This window comes from Actinokineospora lacus (assembly GCF_053813445.1).
In genome coordinates, this window is record NZ_JBQERA010000001.1 from 140,015 (window position 1) to 155,735 (window position 15,721).

Annotated in this window: 19 protein-coding genes; 11 read left to right on the forward strand and 8 right to left on the reverse strand. The window is 71.6% G+C overall.

All coding sequences use genetic code 11. The features are described 5' to 3' along the window. Nucleotides 1-19: 19 nt before the first annotated feature. The 3 genes from pseI to ACTG9Q_RS00725 are packed head-to-tail and all read right to left on the reverse strand — an operon-like array spanning nucleotide 20 to nucleotide 2,160. Nucleotides 20-1,069, reverse strand: coding sequence for a pseudaminic acid synthase (pseI, locus tag ACTG9Q_RS00715; protein WP_455570580.1), 1,050 nt, complete (start codon nucleotides 1,067-1,069; stop codon nucleotides 20-22). Nucleotides 1,070-1,088: 19 nt separating this feature from the next. Further along, complete coding sequence (locus ACTG9Q_RS00720) at nucleotides 1,089-1,523, reverse strand: hypothetical protein (protein WP_455570581.1); 435 nt, start codon at nucleotides 1,521-1,523, stop codon at nucleotides 1,089-1,091. A gap of 13 nt (nucleotides 1,524-1,536) precedes the next feature. Continuing rightward, entirely contained in the window at nucleotides 1,537-2,160 is a 624-nt protein-coding gene (locus tag ACTG9Q_RS00725) for a hypothetical protein (protein ID WP_455571286.1), read from the reverse strand. 163 nt (nucleotides 2,161-2,323) lie between these two features. Here ACTG9Q_RS00725 and wzm point away from each other — a divergent pair, with 163 nt between their 5' ends. From wzm to ACTG9Q_RS00745, 4 genes are all read left to right on the forward strand, one after another. After that, nucleotides 2,324-3,220 (forward strand): galactan export ABC transporter permease subunit Wzm/RfbD, encoded by an 897-nt coding sequence (wzm, locus tag ACTG9Q_RS00730; RefSeq protein ID WP_455571287.1) that lies wholly within the window; start codon nucleotides 2,324-2,326, stop codon nucleotides 3,218-3,220. Between the two features lie 15 nt (nucleotides 3,221-3,235). Beyond that, nucleotides 3,236-4,027 (forward strand): galactan export ABC transporter ATP-binding subunit Wzt/RfbE, encoded by a 792-nt coding sequence (gene wzt, locus ACTG9Q_RS00735; protein ID WP_455570582.1) that lies wholly within the window; start codon nucleotides 3,236-3,238, stop codon nucleotides 4,025-4,027. Then, nucleotides 4,024-4,929 carry a galactofuranosyltransferase GlfT1 gene (gene glfT1 / locus ACTG9Q_RS00740; RefSeq protein WP_455570583.1) on the forward strand — a complete coding sequence of 302 codons (906 nt, stop codon included), beginning with the start codon at nucleotides 4,024-4,026 and terminating at the stop codon, nucleotides 4,927-4,929. Before wzt ends, glfT1 begins: the two co-directional genes overlap by 4 nt. 74 nt (nucleotides 4,930-5,003) lie before the next feature. Continuing rightward, entirely contained in the window at nucleotides 5,004-5,267 is a 264-nt protein-coding gene (locus ACTG9Q_RS00745) for a hypothetical protein (protein ID WP_455570584.1), read from the forward strand. A 27-nt stretch (nucleotides 5,268-5,294) separates the two neighbouring features. Here ACTG9Q_RS00745 and ACTG9Q_RS00750 read toward each other — a convergent pair whose 3' ends face one another. Continuing rightward, nucleotides 5,295-5,702: a GtrA family protein gene (locus ACTG9Q_RS00750; protein ID WP_455570585.1), complete on the reverse strand. Its 408-nt coding sequence runs from the start codon at nucleotides 5,700-5,702 to the stop codon at nucleotides 5,295-5,297. A 67-nt stretch (nucleotides 5,703-5,769) separates the two neighbouring features. On the opposite strand from ACTG9Q_RS00750, the gene ACTG9Q_RS00755 reads away from it, so the two are divergent. Genes ACTG9Q_RS00755 through ACTG9Q_RS00780 form a run of 6 tightly spaced genes read left to right on the forward strand, consistent with a single transcriptional unit; the run spans nucleotide 5,770 to nucleotide 11,091 of the window. Continuing rightward, nucleotides 5,770-7,128 carry an FAD-binding protein gene (locus ACTG9Q_RS00755; RefSeq protein WP_455570586.1) on the forward strand — a complete coding sequence of 453 codons (1,359 nt, stop codon included), beginning with the start codon at nucleotides 5,770-5,772 and terminating at the stop codon, nucleotides 7,126-7,128. Then, on the forward strand, nucleotides 7,125-7,880 hold the full coding sequence (locus tag ACTG9Q_RS00760; protein ID WP_455570587.1) for a decaprenylphospho-beta-D-erythro-pentofuranosid-2-ulose 2-reductase: 756 nt from the start codon (nucleotides 7,125-7,127) through the stop codon (nucleotides 7,878-7,880). The genes ACTG9Q_RS00755 and ACTG9Q_RS00760 overlap by 4 nt, the downstream gene beginning before the upstream one ends. 37 nt (nucleotides 7,881-7,917) lie before the next feature. Then, nucleotides 7,918-8,397 carry a YbaB/EbfC family nucleoid-associated protein gene (locus tag ACTG9Q_RS00765; protein WP_455570588.1) on the forward strand — a complete coding sequence of 160 codons (480 nt, stop codon included), beginning with the start codon at nucleotides 7,918-7,920 and terminating at the stop codon, nucleotides 8,395-8,397. Next, nucleotides 8,394-9,857: a WXG100 family type VII secretion target gene (locus ACTG9Q_RS00770; protein ID WP_455570589.1), complete on the forward strand. Its 1,464-nt coding sequence runs from the start codon at nucleotides 8,394-8,396 to the stop codon at nucleotides 9,855-9,857. The genes ACTG9Q_RS00765 and ACTG9Q_RS00770 overlap by 4 nt, the downstream gene beginning before the upstream one ends. Then, entirely contained in the window at nucleotides 9,854-10,492 is a 639-nt protein-coding gene (locus ACTG9Q_RS00775; protein ID WP_455570590.1) for a hypothetical protein, read from the forward strand. The genes ACTG9Q_RS00770 and ACTG9Q_RS00775 overlap by 4 nt, the downstream gene beginning before the upstream one ends. Beyond that, nucleotides 10,483-11,091 (forward strand): hypothetical protein, encoded by a 609-nt coding sequence (locus tag ACTG9Q_RS00780; protein ID WP_455570591.1) that lies wholly within the window; start codon nucleotides 10,483-10,485, stop codon nucleotides 11,089-11,091. Before ACTG9Q_RS00775 ends, ACTG9Q_RS00780 begins: the two co-directional genes overlap by 10 nt. Nucleotides 11,092-11,095: 4 nt before the next feature. Here ACTG9Q_RS00780 and ACTG9Q_RS00785 read toward each other — a convergent pair whose 3' ends face one another. The 4 genes from ACTG9Q_RS00785 to ACTG9Q_RS00800 form a co-directional block, all read right to left on the reverse strand. Then, complete coding sequence (locus ACTG9Q_RS00785) at nucleotides 11,096-11,992, reverse strand: decaprenyl-phosphate phosphoribosyltransferase (RefSeq protein ID WP_455570592.1); 897 nt, start codon at nucleotides 11,990-11,992, stop codon at nucleotides 11,096-11,098. After that, nucleotides 11,989-12,552, reverse strand: a complete 564-nt coding sequence (locus ACTG9Q_RS00790; RefSeq protein WP_455570593.1) for a phosphatase PAP2 family protein — start codon at nucleotides 12,550-12,552, stop codon at nucleotides 11,989-11,991. The genes ACTG9Q_RS00785 and ACTG9Q_RS00790 overlap by 4 nt, the downstream gene beginning before the upstream one ends. A gap of 5 nt (nucleotides 12,553-12,557) precedes the next feature. Further along, a complete protein-coding gene (gene glf / locus ACTG9Q_RS00795; protein ID WP_455570594.1) occupies nucleotides 12,558-13,775 on the reverse strand; it encodes a UDP-galactopyranose mutase in 1,218 nt (405 codons plus the stop codon). Nucleotides 13,776-13,937: 162 nt separating this feature from the next. Further along, entirely contained in the window at nucleotides 13,938-14,852 is a 915-nt protein-coding gene (locus ACTG9Q_RS00800) for an LLM class flavin-dependent oxidoreductase (protein WP_455570595.1), read from the reverse strand. A 42-nt stretch (nucleotides 14,853-14,894) separates the two neighbouring features. Between ACTG9Q_RS00800 and ACTG9Q_RS00805 the strand changes: the two genes are divergently transcribed. Continuing rightward, nucleotides 14,895-15,704 carry an HAD family hydrolase gene (locus tag ACTG9Q_RS00805; protein ID WP_455570596.1) on the forward strand — a complete coding sequence of 270 codons (810 nt, stop codon included), beginning with the start codon at nucleotides 14,895-14,897 and terminating at the stop codon, nucleotides 15,702-15,704. The last annotated feature ends 17 nt before the right edge of the window (nucleotides 15,705-15,721 follow it).

The following is a 15,721-nucleotide window of genomic DNA, read 5'->3' on the forward strand; positions in this document are numbered from 1 at the left end:
AAGTGGTCCGGAGGGTGGGCTAGATCAGGTCCCAGGTGAGCGCGGTCCCCCGCGCCGCATCGGCGGTGAAGGCCCGCCCCAGGACGGTGTCCAGCTCACCCGGGAGCAGGCCGCCCGCGGGGCGGATCGACCGGACGTTCTCGCGCGTCACCCGGTCCCCCGCCCGGACGTCGGCCACCACGTACAGCGACCGCCGGAACCGCAGCCCTTCGCGCTCGCTGGCCCGCGGCCCGATCCGCTCGGCGCCGAGGGCCGACCACGCCCGTTCGCTCTCCACCACCAGCGACGCCAGCTCGGCGGGCTCGAGGGAGAACGCGCTGTCGACCCCGCCGTCCTCCCGGGACAGCGTCACGTGCTTCTCGATGACGCAGGCGCCCAGGGCGACGGCCGCCAGCGGCGCCCCGATCCCCGGCGTGTGGTCCGACAGCCCAACCAGCGTCCCGAACGCGGCCGAGAGCAGCGGCAGGCCGCGCAGGTTGCTCTCCGCCGGGTCGGCCGGGTACGACGCGGTGCACCCCAGCACGACGAGCTGGTCGTTGCCCGCGGCCCGAGCCGTCTCCACCGCGGCGGAGATCTCCGCGACCGACCCCATCCCGGTGGAGATGACCAGCGGCTTGCCGGTCCGGGCGCACAGCTCGATCAGCGGCAGGTCCACCAGCTCCGACGAGGCGATCTTGTACGCGGGCGAGCCCAGGGACTCCAGCAGCTCGACGGCGGTCGGGTCGAACGGGCTGGAGAACACCGTCAGCCCCAGCTCCCGCGCCCGCGCGAACAGCGGCTCGTGCCACGCCCAGGGCGTGTGGGCCCGCTGGTAGAGCGAGTACAGCGTCTCCCCGCCCCACAGCTCGTGCCCGTCGGAGACCCGGAACTCCGGGCGGTCGACGTCAATCGTGATCGTGTCGGCGGTGTAGGTCTGCAGCTTCAGCGCCTGCGCGCCGGAGGCCGCCACCGCCTCGACGATCGCCAGGGCGCGCTCCAGCGAGCCGTTGTGGTTGCCCGACATCTCCGCGATGACGAAGGGGCGGTGTCCGGGACCCACCTGGTGGGTGCCGATCTGAACCGATGTCATGCGCGAAACGCCTCCTAGCTCACCGGTCGGCGACCTGGTCTTCCAGCCTGCCGAGCCGCTCCTCGTACTGCGCCACGCCGGTCAGCCGGACGCGGATCTGGGCGTGCTCGCGGCGGATCTCCTCGATCAGCGAGCGGGCCTGCCCCAGCTCCGCCCCGTCGGCGACGGGCGTGCCCGCCAGCAGGTCGTCGACCGCGGCGAGGCGGGCCTCCAGCGAGGCTACCTGCGGGATGACGCGCTCCAGCTCGTTGGCCGTCCAGCCCTGCAGGCGCTCGACCTCGTCGAGGCGGCGGCGGTGGTCGTCGATGCAGGCGCCGTGGTGGTGGCCCTGCTCATCGATGCGGCGGTCGACGGGGACCAGCCGTTGCTCGATCCGGAAGTCGATCAGCCGCGCGAGCCGGTCGGACAAGCGCTTGCGCAGGACGATGACGGCGGAATTGACGGTCTCACGCATGGGGTTCCCACTATCAGCGAAGCAGCCGGGTGCGGCTGGTCTTGGTCCACGAGTCGAGCAGCCTGCCCTCGGCGGCGATGCGGTGCTCGGGCCCCACGATGCACGAGTCCCCCGCCGCGTGCTCCCACGCGGTCTGGTTGGGGTCGTCGATGAAGGAGAAGCCGGTCAGGAGCAGTTCGGCCATCGGGAAGGAGGTCCTGGCGATCCAGGCGGCCATCGTGCCGGTGGTCGCCCACGCGGCCTCGGTGCGCGAGGCGATGCCCACCGCGTCGGACAGCGGCAGGGTGACCTCGCGGTTGGAGACCGGCACCAGGCCGAGGTCCGGCGGCCACCACGCGGGCAGCATGTCCGGCTCCCAGTGCAGCCTGCCCGGCTCCACCATGAGGTAGAGCCTGCGCCGGTAGTCCCGGAACAGCCACCTCGTGGCCCGGACCGCGCGGTTGAACACCACCACGTGGCAGCGGGTGCCCACGGTGGGCTGCCCCTCGTCCAGCACGAACCCGTTTACCCGGATCACCAGGTCACAGGCATCGATGGCCTTGGCGCGGTCCTCGTCGGGCGTCAGCGGCATGTTGCCGACGACGGCGACCGAGCGCGGCTCGGGGTGCTCGGCGTAGGCGTCGAGCAACTGCGACAGCAGGCTCGGCGCGCCGGAAGTGACGGGGACCACGCGCGGAAAGCTACCAGGACAGGCGGATGATTCAGGAGGGGCGAGGCGGGCATTCCCACCCCATCGACCGCGCGCACAACCGGGTGACATCCCGCCGGTACGCTCGTGCCTCGTGCAAGCAACCACCGTGATGGAGGAGCCGCCGGTGACTGTGGCCCACGCCGGGCGGAACTTCCCGGCGGCCTTCGCCGACATCCGCCGCGGCTTCGCCCAACGGGAACTGTGGGCCCACCTGGGCTGGCAGGACATCAAGCAGCGCTACCGCAGGTCGGTGATCGGCCCGCTCTGGATCACCCTGAGCATGGCGGTGACCGCCGCGGGCCTCGGCCTGCTGTACTCGCAGCTGTTCGACACCCCGATCGGCACCTTCCTGCCGTACCTGACCGTCGGGTTCATCGTCTGGAACTTCATGCTCGGCTGCCTGGTCGAGGGCTCCGACACGTTCATCTCCAACGAGGGCCTGATCAAGCACCTCCCCGCGCCGCTGACGGTCTACGCGCTGCGCACGGTGTGGCGGCTGACCCTGATGTTCGCGCACAACCTGCTCGTCTACTTCGTCGTGCTGGCCATCTTCTTCGGCGACCTCGTCACCGACGGCTACCTCCTGAGCAGGGGCGGCACCCCGCAGCCCGGCCTGGACTGGTCGATCATCTGGGCCGTCCCCGCGTTCTTCATCATCGCGGTCAACGGCACCTGGGTGGCGCTGCTGCTGGGCATCATCAGCACCCGGTACCGGGACATCCCCCAGGTCATCGGCGCGCTGACGCAGCTGCTGTTCTTCCTCACCCCGATCGTGTGGCCGGTTGATGTGCTGGCGCAGAAGTTCGAGCAGACTGGCAGCTGGCAGATACTGGTCGCCGAGCTGAACCCGATGTACCACTTCGTGCAGATCCTGCGCGCCCCGCTGATCGGCAGCGCGCAGAGCTGGCACCACTGGGCGGTGGTGCTGGGCATCACCGTGGTCGGCTGGGCGCTGGCGCTGCTCGCGATGCGGAATTACCGTGCGCGTGTTTCCTACTGGGTCTGAGTGAGGCTGGACGACATGGTCAGCATCGAGGTTGCCAACGCCTCCGTGGACTTCCCGATCTTCGACGCCAAGACCCGCTCGCTGAAGAAGGCGGTCCTGGGCAAGGTCGGCGGCAAGATCGGCACCGAGGCACGGGTCCCGATCATCGAGGCGCTGCACGACATCAGCCTCACCCTCAAGGAGGGCGACCGGGTCGCCCTCGTCGGCCACAACGGCGCGGGCAAGTCCACGCTGCTGCGGCTGCTCTCGGGCATCTACGAGCCCACCAGGGGCACGGCGCGCATCCAGGGCAAGATCGCCCCGGTGTTCGACCTGGCCGTCGGGATGGACTCGGAGATCTCCGGCCTGGAGAACATCATGATCCGGGGCCTGTTCCTGGGCATGTCCCGCAAGCAGATGGAGGCCAGGGTCGAGGACATCTCCCAGTTCACCGAGCTGGGCGACTACCTGCACCTGCCGCTGCGCACCTACTCCACCGGCATGCGCGTGCGCCTGGCGCTGGGCGTGGTCACCTCGATCGACCCGGAGATCCTGCTGCTCGACGAGGGCATCGGCGCGGTCGACGCGGCGTTCATGGCCAAGGCGAGGGACCGCCTCGTCGACCTGGTGCGCCGATCCGGCATGCTCGTCTTCGCATCGCACTCCGACGACCTGCTCTTCGAGCTGTGCAACACCGCGATCTGGATGGACGAGGGCCGGGTCAAGATGCACGGCTCCCTGCGCGAGGTGCTGACGGCCTACAAGGGGCGCGACCCGTTCGAGCACATGAGCAAGGAAACCCTGGAAAGGCTCGGCCAGACCGGATGAACACCGACGCGCAGCTCCCCGCAGGTTCGGTCGTGGCCGTGGTGGTCACCAGACACCGTCGGGCGCTGCTCGCCGACTCGCTGAAGATGGTGGCCGCCCAGACCCGCCCGCCCGAGCACCTGATCGTGGTGGACAACGGTCCAGACGACCCGGCGCGCGACATCGTGGAGTCCTGCGGGCTGCCCTTCACCTACCTGCCGTCCCACCGCAACCTCGGCGGGGCGGGCGGGTTCGCGCTGGGCATCCTGCACGCGCTGGCGCTGGGCGCCGAGTGGGTGTGGCTGGCCGACGACGACGGCCGACCCGCCGACGAGTCGGTGCTCTCGGTGCTGCTGGAGGTGGCCGAGAAGCGCGCGCTGGCGGCCGTCTCGCCCGTGGTGACCAACATCGACACCCCCGACCGGCTGGCCTTCCCGCTGCGCAGGGGGCTGACCTGGAAGCGGACCACCCGCGAGCTGGGCACCGACTTCCTGCCCGGGATCGCCTCGCTGTTCAACGGCGCGCTGTTCCGGGCGTCGACGCTGGACGTGGTCGGCGTGCCGGACTACCGGCTGTTCTTCCGCGGCGACGAGGTGGAGATCCACCGGCGGCTGGTCCGCTCGGGGCTGCCCTTCGGCACGTGCCTGCGGGTGGCGTACCTGCACCCGGACGGGTCCGACGAGTTCAAGCCGATGCTGTTCGGCAAGCTGCACGCGCAGGACCCGGAGAACGCGGTGAAGCGGTACTACACCTACCGCAACCGCGGTTACCTGATGGCGCAGCCGGGGATGCGGCGGATCGGGCTGCTGGAGGTCGTCCGCTTCGGGCTGTACTTCCTCGGCACCAAGCGCGACCCGAAAGCGTTCCTCGACTGGCTGAGGCTGGTGCGCAAGGGGCGGCGGGAGCAGTTCTTCCGCATCTGAGGTTGCGCCGGTAGCTGATCCGCTACCGGCGAACCCGGCTTGCCCCGCGCCGACAAGCGTGATCGAGTCGGGGCATGAGCAATCACGCGCTGATCCTGCACCTGGCCTCCGGTGGCGAGCCCCTCGTCTTCGCCCTGTCCGAGAAGGCCGCCAAGAGCCTGGCGGGCAGGCTGACCGTCCTGATGAGCTCCGGCGGCGTCGACAACCCCGAACTCGCCGACGGCAGCACCGTCTCGGTCAACTTCGGCCTGGTCGCCACCGCCCACCTCGACGCGCTGCCCGCCCACACCCGCGTCTACGGCAGCGCGAAGGGGGCCACGCACGGGTTCGGCACGTGAGCGCCTGAGGGCGCCACCTGAAGCCGCCTACCTGAAAACAACAGTGCGGAGCATCACGAAGTTGATGGCGGTCGCCAGGCCCTGGGCGACCGCCCAGGCCACGGCGTACGCCAGGGGGAACTCCGGCAGCAGGGTGAGCATCGCGGCGTTGGCGCCGACGTTGACGAAGAACGTCGTGGTGTAGAGCAGGGCGAACCCGCCCGCCTGCGCGGCGCCGCCGGAGCGGGCGCCGGTGAAGGTGAAGCGGCGGTTCAGGAAGTACGCCGTCGTGGTGCCCGCGATGAAGCTCAGCGCCTTCGCCGCGTGCACCCACAGGTCGGTCTGCAGCAGCAGCCAGTACACGCCGAAGTCGACCACGGCGCAGAACCCGCCGACCAGGACGAAGCGCACGAGCTGCTGCACGAGCCCGTGTCGAGTGGTGCTGACCTCGGTCACCTTGGACGTCCCCTCGCTCCCCGACGCGCCCCCAGTCTAGGCGCGCGGCCCGACTACCCTTGGGTCGGTGGACACGTTCGAGACCCGCACGCTGACCGGCTGGGGACGCACGGCGCCCTCGGCGTCGCTGGTGGCCGCACCCACGACCGCCGAGGCCGTGGTCGACGCGGTGGCCAAGGCGAACGGGCGCGGGGTCATCGCCCGCGGGCTGGGCCGCTCCTACGGCGACCCGGCGCAGAACGCGGGCGGGCTGGTCGTGGACATGACCGGGCTGCGGCGCATCCACTCCATCGACGCCGACAGCGGGCTCGCGGTGCTCGACGCGGGCGTCGACCTCGACCAGCTGATGCGCGCGGCGCTGCCGTTCGGGCTGTGGGTGCCGGTGCTGCCGGGCACCCGCCAGGTCACCGTCGGCGGGGCGATCGGCTGCGACATCCACGGCAAGAACCACCACTCCGCGGGCAGCTTCGGCAACCACGTGCGGTCGATGGACCTGCTCACCGCCGACGGGCAGGTGCGCACCGTCACCCCGGACACCGACGCCGAGCTGTTCTGGGCGACCATCGGCGGGATGGGCCTGACCGGGATCATCCTGCGGGTGACGCTGCGGCTCAAGCACATCGAGAGCGCGTACTTCGTCGTCGACACCGACCGCACGTCCTCGCTGGAGGAGACGCTGGAGCTGTTCAGCGACGGCTCGGACTCCAACTACGACTACTCGATGGCGTGGTTCGACTCCATCTCCACCGACGGCCGCCTCGGCCGCGCGGTGTTCTCCCGCGGCTCACTGGCCACTGTGGACCAGCTGCCGAAGAAGAAGCGCGCCAACCCGCTGCGCTTCGACGCCCCGCAGCTGCTCACCCTGCCCGACGTGTTCCCCAACGGGCTGGCCAACAAGCTGACCTTCCGCACGCTCGGCGAACTCTGGTACCGCAAGGCGCCCAAGCGAGGGCGTGGCCAGATCCAGAACCTGACCGCGTTCTACCACCCGCTCGACCTCTTCGGTGAGTGGAACCGCGCCTACGGCACCAACGGTTTCCTGCAGTACCAGTTCATCATCCCGTTCGAGGAGGACGCCGCGCTGCGCCACATCGTGCGCCGCGTCGCCGAGTCCGGGCACGTGTCGTTCCTCAACGTGCTCAAGCGGATGGGCGACGCGAACCCGGCGCCGCTGTCGTTCCCGCGTCCCGGGTGGACGATCACGGTGGACTTCCCCATCGTGGCGGGGCTCCAGGCGTTCTGCGACGAGCTGGACGAGCTGGTGCTGGGCGTCAACGGGCGGCTGTACCTGGCGAAGGAGTCGCGCACCTCGCCGGAGACCATCCACCGGATGTACCCGCGGCTCGACGAGTGGCGCAAGACGCGCCAGGCCGTCGACCCGGACGGGCTGTTCACCTCCGACCAATCGCGAAGGCTGGGACTTTGATCAACGCAGTGGGCACCCCGCAGTCGATGCTGCTGCTCGGCGGCACCTCCGAGATCGGCCTGGCCATCGCCGAGCGCTACCTGGCCCAGGCGCCGCTGACGGTCGTCCTGGCCGCGCGGCCATCGCCGCGGCTGGACGAGGCGGCCGAGAAGCTGCGCGGCCTCGGCGCCACCGTGCGCACGGTGGCCTTCGACGCCCGCGACACCGACAGCCACCCGAAGGTGATCGATGAGGCGTTCGCCGAGGGCGACGTCGACCTCACCGTGGTGGCGTTCGGCCTGCTCGGCGACCCGGAGAAGGCCTGGCAGGACCACGCGACCGGCGTCGAGCTGGCGCAGGTCAACTACACCGCGCCGGTGTCGGTCGGCATCGCGCTCGCCGAGCGGCTCAAGGCCCAGGGCCACGGCGCCGTGGTGGCGCTGTCCTCGGTCGCGGGCGAGCGGGTGCGCCGGTCCAACTTCGTCTACGGCTCCACCAAGGCGGGCTTCGACGGCTTCTACCTCGGCCTCGGCGAGGCGCTGCGCCCGCACGGGGTGAGCGTGACCGTCGTGCGCCCCGGCTTCGTGCACTCGAAGATGACCGCCGGCCTCAAGCCCGCGCCCATGGCGACCACCCCGGACAAGGTGGCCGAGATCGTGGCGGGCGCGGTGCGCGCGCGCAAGGACCTGGTGTGGGCCCCGGCACCCTGGCGGGTGGTCATGTCGGCGCTGCGCCACGTGCCTCGCCCAATCTTCCGCAAGCTGCCCATCTGAGGCGTTAGCATCGGGTCCGGAGTGGAGGGGGACCACGATGGCCGGGGACGACGCGCTGAACAACATGATGCGGCGCTTTGCGGAGCAGGCCGCCAAGGCCGCGCAGCTCAAGGAGAGCATCAGCAGGCTCAAGGGCAGCGCCCGCAACACCGACGGCTCGGTGACGGTCACCGTCGCCCCGTCGGGGGCGGTGCTGGGGCTGAACCTGTCGCCCGCGGCGATGAACAAGTCGCACACCCAGCTGGCGCAGGAGATCATCGGCACGATCAGGGCGGCGACGCAGCAGGCCGCGGCGGCCATGGAGGACGCCGTCCGGCCCGCTCTCGGCGACGAGCACTACCAGCGGTTCCAGGACGCGCTGCGGGCCCACTCCCCCGCCGTCGACGGCCTGGGCCCGACCACCCCGCCCGCGGCGGCCACCCTGCCGCAGCCGGGCGCCCCGCAGGCCGAGCGCCCGTCCCGGCGGCCGAGCGACGACGAGGACTTCGGCGGCTCCATCTTCGGGAACCGGTCGTGACCGGGTTCGGCGTCGGCGGCGGCGCCCTGCTCGCGCACGCCGAGGGCTCCACCGCCCAGGCGCGGAACTTCACCGGGCTGGCGTCCCTGCTGGAGCAGGCCCGCGTCTCCGACGACTGCTTCGGCCCGATGTTCTTCGTCCTCAACGACATGTACTACGACGCCCTGCGGGAATGCCAGGGCATGGCGACGCAGGCCGCGGAGTACCTGGAGCAGGTCGCCACCGCGGTGCGGGACACGGCGGAGGCGTACGGGGAGACCGACTCGGCCAACGCCTCGGGCCTGGACAAGGTCGAGACCGGGGTGGGCGGCCTCGGCGCGCTCAACAGCGCGGGCGACTCCACCCGGCGCGGCGACGTCGAGCAGGCCGCGGGCTACGGCAGCAGCGGCGCGGACGCCTACCTCAGCGCCAGTGCCCAGGTGCGCGACCCCGGCACGCCGGTCGAGGCGGCCTTCGCCACCTTCAACGCCCGCATGGCGCAGATCGACGCGGTCACCAGCCCCGGCCAGGCGTTCGTGGACAACGGCCTCGGCTTCCTGATCTCCATCGTGATCAGCCCGCTGGTCAACTTCGTGCTGGAGCCCGCCCTCGGCGACCCCGAGCAGATGCGCGGCACCGGCAAGGGCTGGGAGGGCGTCGGGGACTGGCTGGAGCGCGCGGCGAACCGGGAGAAGGAGCGGGCCGAGGGCACCGGGCAGGCGTGGACCGGCGAGGCGGGCGACGCCTTCCGCGCCGAGATGGCCGAGTTCAGCCAGGGCGCGCTGGCCCTGGGCGGCGACATCAGGGGCCTCAAGGCGCTGCTGGAGACCGGCGCCGACCTGTTCGACACGTTCGTGCAGGTCGTCATCGACATCATCCAGGAGTTGGTGATCGGCCTGATCATCGAGTGGCTGGCCGCGCTGGCCGCCTCCTGGATCACCGCGGGCGCGTCGGTCGGGGTCGCGGGCGCGATGACCACGGGCCAGGTCGCCATGACCGGCTCCCGCCTCGGCAGGCAGGTGCTCAAGCTCCAGAAGAAGCTCTACGAGCTGTTCAAGGAGCTGGAGCGGTTGATGGTGATGCTGCGCAGCGGCCCGCTGCGCGGCATCCTCGACCGGACCAGGAGCATCGGCGAACTCCCGTTCGTCGGTAGGGCGTTCAACCGCAGCAACCCGGTGCTCGGCGCCGCGCACAGCTTCGACCCGACGACCCTGGCGACCAAGTCGGGCTTCACCATCATCGGCAAGGGCGCCACCGGGCAGGAGGCGCTGGCACAGCGGGCCGTCAGCACCGGGCTGGGCTACCTCGGCCTCGGCGGCACGACGGCCACCGGCACCGCCGTCTTCCGCGGCACCCTGGAGAACGTGCCGGGCGCGGCGGTGGAGTGGGGCGCGAACCGCGCCTACGAGCACGCCCAGGACCCCTCCAGCGCCGAGGAGCGCCAAGCGGCTCAAGAGCGCGGCTTCACCCTGGACGAGTGAGCATGAGAATCCTCGACTACCTGGGCCCGGTCGCGCACGCGCGGGCCACGCTCGCCGACGAGCCGGTCTTGTGGGCGGCGTTCTCCAGCGGCCACCACTTCGACGTCCGCGGTGTCGGCGTGGACGGCAAGCCGAGGCGCGGCCTGGGGGTGCGGGCGGCGACGGGCCTGCTCGACGCCATGGGCGAGGGGCCGGACCAGGCGTCGAACGTGCCCGCGGACGTCGTCGTGTTCGGGGACGGGCAGTGCGAGGCGCTGCGGCTCACCCAGGACCGCCTCCCGCACGAGGGCGGTCCGTTCGTGTGGGCGCTCACCCCGCTGCGGATGCACGTCGCGGAGCTGCTCACCCCGGAGAAGCCGGAGCATCAGGGCTTCCTGAAGACCTGGTTCCCGACCTCGACCGGCGTGCCCGCCCTGCTGCGGGAGACCCGGCCGCTGGTGGACATCCCCGCGAGCGCGATCAGCGGGTTCCAGCCCGCCGACCGCAAGGGCAGGGCGGGTCTGCGCATGACGCTGGTCGACGGGTCCGGCGTCGACCTGTTCTTCCGGGCCACCCGGCTCGGCCAGGACACCGACCCCGACCAGTACGCGCGGCTGCTGGCGCTGAGCCAGGGAAGGGCCGACCAGTGGACGTGATCGGCTTCGACGAGTGGGCCGCGCCGGGCGAGGAGCTGCGGCTGGCGTTCCCGCCCCGGCAGCGCGGGATCGGGTCGCGCATCGGCGGGCGGACGCTGGTCCCGCACCCGGTGCCCGCGGACGCGCCGGAGACGGTCACCATCAAGGCGGACCGGCCCGAGCCCGCCGAGTGGACCGCGCGCGGGGAGTTCCACGGCGCCGACTGGGTCGAGGACGACGCGGTGGGCTGGTGGGCCGAAGCCGCCGACCCGGCCCACGACGCGGCGCGGGCGGCGGGCGCCATCGCGGCGGGCCGCGACCTGGCGGGGCTGTTCGTGACCGACCGGCGGGTCGCCGTGGTGCTCCCGGACAAGCTGCTCGCCGCGGCCAAGGCGAAGAAGGGCTTCCTGGGGCGGACCGTCGGCGGGCTGCTGGAGAGCACCGACTGGTTCTACGGCGACACGCTGGTGTCCCTCTGGGAGACCGACGCCCGGCGGCTGCGCGGGTACTCCCAGGCGATGGTCGGGCGGGGGTTCCCGTTCACCCGGCTGGCACGGTTCGACTTCGCCGACGGGTCGGCGCTGTCGGTGCGCAAGTACCCGCACGACATCTGGCGCTAGCGCCCTACAGGAAGACCGAGAGCGCCAGGCAGGCTATCCAGCTCAGGCCGAGGACCTGCAGGACGCGGTCCTTGAGCGCGATCTCCTCCGGCTCGCCCGCGTTGCCCTGGTCGACGTCGACGGCGTAGCGCAGGACGGCGATGACGAACGGGACGATGGAGATGACCGCCCAGACGGAGTTGCTGGAGCTGTCCTCGCGGAGCTCGAAGGCCCACAGGGAGTACGCGGTGATCATGATGGCGGCCGAGGTGGCCCACACGAACCGCAGGTAGCTGGCGCTGTACTTGCGCAGGGACGCGCGGATCTCGGCGCCGGTCTTCTCGAACAGCACGACCTCGGCGTAGCGCTTGCCGGAGACCATGAACAGCGAGCCGAACGCCGCCACCAGGAGGAACCACTGCGACAGGGTGATGTCCGCGGCGACGCCGCCCGCCATCGCGCGCAGCAGGAAGCCCGACGCGACGATGCACAGGTCGACCACCGGCTGGTGCTTGAGACCCAGGCAGTACCCCAGTTGCACGGCCGCGTAGACGCCCAGGACCACCAGCAGCTGCCAGCCCGCGAGCAGGCCGACCGCCATCGACGCGGCGAACAGCACGGCCGCGCCGACGTAGGCGAGCGGGACGGGGACCACGCCCGCGGCGATGGGGCGGTTGCGCTTGGTCGGGTGGGCCCGGTCGGCCTCCACGTCGATGGCGTCGTTGACCAGGTACACCGCCGAGGAGACCAGGCAGAACGCGGCGAAGGCGATGGCCGCGTCGACGAGCACCGCGCTCTCGAAGATCCGGCCCGCGGCGAACGGCGCCGCCAGGACCAGGACGTTCTTGACCCACTGGCGCGGGCGCGCGGTCCGGACCAGCCCGCCCGCGAGGTTCCCCTTGGCCGAGGTCGTGGTGCTCATCGCCTGCCCCGCAGCCGCCGCCGCAGCACCGTGCCGACCAGCGCCCCCAGCGCCGACCCCGCCAGCACGTCGCTGGGGTAGTGCACCCCGAGGACGAGCCGGGAGAGCAGCATCGGCGGCACCAGCACCGGGACCAGCGGCTTGCCGGTCAGCCCGGAGAACAGCACCGCGGCGGCCGTGGTCGACGTGGCGTGCGAGGACGGGAAGCTGAGGTTGCTCGGCGTGCTGACCAGCACCTTCACCGCCGGGTCGAGCGGGCGCTGCCTGCGCACGACCCGCTTGACGGCGATGGAGGCCGCGTGCGCGGCCACCACGCCCGCCGAGGCGACCAGCCAGTCGCGGCGCCTGCGCTTGTCGACGGCCGCGCCGATCAGGCCCAGGGCGAACCAGCCCGCGCTGTGCTCGCCGAAGTGCGAGAGGCCGCGGGCCGCCCTGACCACGGCCGGGCCGCCGATGGCGCCCTGCACGCCGGCCAGCACGGCGGTCTCCCGCGAGGACGCGGTGCGGTCCACGGGCCTTCCCTTCGCAGGAGGTACCGGTTCGATCGGCAGGGCGGCCATGGCGCTCAGGCGTCCAGCGAGCCCTCGAGCGGGGCCCCCTCGGTCAGGTGCGGGGCGATCTTGTTGTCGAAGACCGACAGCGCCGCGCCGATGGCCATGTGCATGTCGAGGTACTGGTAGGTGCCCAGCCGCCCGCCGAAGAGCACGTTGCGCTCGGCGGCCTCGCGCTTGGCCAGCTCGCGGTAGCGGGTCAGCTTGTCGCGGTCCTCGGGGGTGTTGATCGGGTAGTACGGCTCGTCGCCGGACTCGGCGAAGCGGGAGAACTCCCGGACGATGACCGTCTTGTCGCTCGGGTACGTCGTGCGCTCGGGGTGGAAGTGCCGGAACTCGTGAATCCGGGTGTAGGGCACTTCCTCGTCGTTGTAGTTCATGACCGAGGTGCCCTGGAAGTCCCCGGTGGGGACGACCTCCATCTCGAAGTCCAGCGTGCGCCAGCCCAGCTCGCCCTCGGAGTAGCTGAAGTAGCGGTCCAGCGGTCCTGTGTAGACGGTCGGGGTGCCCGCCGGGATCTGCGCGCGGACGTCGAAGTAGTCGACGCCGAGCCGGACCTCGATGTTCGGGTGCTCGGCCATCTTCTCCAGCCAGGCGGTGTACCCGTCGACGGGCAGGCCCTCGTAGCTGTCGTTGAAGTAGCGGTTGTCGAAGGTGTAGCGCACGGGCAGGCGGGTGATGATCGCCGCGCCCAGCTCCTTCGGGTCGGTCTGCCACTGCTTGGCCGTGTACCCGCGCACGAACGCCTCGTAGAGGGGGCGGCCGATCAGCGAGATCGCCTTCTCCTCCAGGTTCTTGGCGTCGGCGGTGGGGATCTCGCTGGCCTGCTCGGCGATGAGCGCGCGCGCCTCGTCGGGGGTGTGCGAGCGGCCGAAGAAGGAGTTGATCAGCGCCAGGTTCATCGGGAAGCTGTAGACCTGCCCCTGGTACTTGCAGAACACCCGGTGCTGGTAGTTCGTGAACTCGGTGAACTGGTTCACGTAGTCCCACACCCGCTTGTTCGAGGTGTGGAACAGGTGCGCCCCGTACTTGTGCACCTCGATGCCGGTCTCCGGCTCGGGTTCGGAGTAGGCGTTGCCCCCGATGTGGGAGCGCCGCTCCAGGATGAGCACCCGCTTGCCCAGTTGGGTGGCCGTGCGCTCGGCGATCGTCAGGCCGTAGAAACCGGAGCCGACGATGACCAGGTCGTAGCCGTCGTAGTTAGTGCCGTTCGTGTCTGCCACCGCGTTCACGGTTGGTCAGGCTACCCGCGCCACGCACAGTGCCCGCAGTCCGGCCACGCAAGCGGGCCCGGCCCCGCGTCGCCGCGGGTCCGGGCCCGTTTCCCCCGTACACGTCCCCTCCGGCATTTCTGCCGCCACCTCTCCAGACGCGCGGACGGGCAGCCGGTTGCCTCAGCCCGCCGGTTTCCCCGACGCGAACCCGCCCAGGGTGGGCAGCACCTCGGCGGCGACCCGCTCCAGCACCGTCTCCCGGCCCGCGTACACGCCCTCCGACCTGGGCCAATGCGTCACCACGTCGGTGAAGCCCAGGGCGGCGGCCTGGCCGACCTGGTCGGCGAAAGCCTGCTCGCTCGTCAGGGAGTACAGCGGCGCGGAGTCGAGGTTGAGGTAGCGGTCGACGCCCTCGCGGGCACGGCCCCCGGCGGCGAGCACCTCGTCGAAGCGCGCCGAGAGCTCGGCCACCCCGCGCCACCACGCCGCCAGGTCCTCGGCCCCCGGTGGACCGACGGTGACCCAGCTCTGGCCGAACCGGGCGGCCACCGCCATCGCCCGCGGCCCGTTGGCCGCGACCAGGAACGGCACCCTCGGCCGCTGCACGCAGCCGGGCGCGCTGCGGGCGTCGACCGCGGTGTAGTACCGCCCGGCGAAGTCGGTGCGCTCGCGCACCAGCAGGGCGTCGGTCAGCTCGACGAACTCGGCGAAGCGCTCGGCCGCCTGGCGCCCGGTCAGCTCCGGCTGACCGGAGACCGCGAGGTCGTAGGCGCCCGGGGTGCGGGTGCCCGCGCCGACGCCGAGGCAGAAGCGCCCGTCGGAGATGTCGTCGAGGGCCAGGACCTGGCGGGCGAACGGGACCGGCTGGCGGACGTTCGGCGAGGCCACGAAGGTGCCCAGGCGCAGTCTCCTGGTGACCCCGGCCGCGGCGGCCAGGGTCGGGACCGCGTCGAACCACGGGCCGTCGACCAGGCTGCGCCAGCCGACGTGGTCGTAGGTCCAGGCGTGGTCGAAGCCGTACTCCTCGGCGCCGCGCCACTTCGGCTCGGCGGCCCACCAGCGGTACTCGGGAAGGATCACAATGCCAACGCGCACTCACCCCACCTTACTGAGAGTCGCTCGGGGAGGATGGGGCACGTGGACAAGCCCCAGCTGATCGCCTCCGACGTCGACGGCACCCTGCTCGATCCCTACGAGCGGGTCACCGACCGCACCGCCGCCACCATCGGCAGGGTGCTGGCAACCGACACCCCCTTCGTGCTGGTCAGCGGCCGTCCGCCGCGGTGGATTCCGCCGGTGGCCGAGATGGCCGGGCTCCAGGGCCACGCGGTGTGCGCCAACGGCGCGATCGTCTACGACATCACCGAGCAGCGGGTGCTCTCCGTGCACGGCCTGGACGCGATGACCCTCTGGGACGTGGTTCACACCCTGGAGAAGGCGCTGCCCGGGATCAAGGTGGCCACCGAGCGCGCCGAGGTCGGCCCGGACCTCGGCGGCGACGCGTTCGCCACCGAGCCCGGCTACTCCAACCCCTGGGGCGACGCGGAGAACAACGTGCGCCCGCGCGCGGAGGTGCTGGGCCACCCCGCCAGCAAGCTCCTGGTCCGCCACCAGGGCATGACCAGCGAGGAGATGGCGATGGCGGCCACCGAGCTGCTGCGCGAGGCCGTCGACGTCACCTTCTCCACCAACCGCGGGCTCATCGAGATCTCCGCGCCCGGGGTGACGAAGGCCCTGGGCCTGGCCGAGGTGGCCGAGCTGACCGGGGTCGCGCAGAGCGCGGTGGTGGCCTTCGGCGACATGCCCAACGACATCGAGATGCTGCGCTGGGCCGGGCACGGCGTGGCGATGGCCAACGCGCACGCCGAGGTGCTCGCCGCCGCCGACGAGGTCACCGCGCCGAACTCCGAGGACGGGGTCGCGCTCGTGCTCGAACGCTGGTTCTGACCCGAGACGCGGATGGG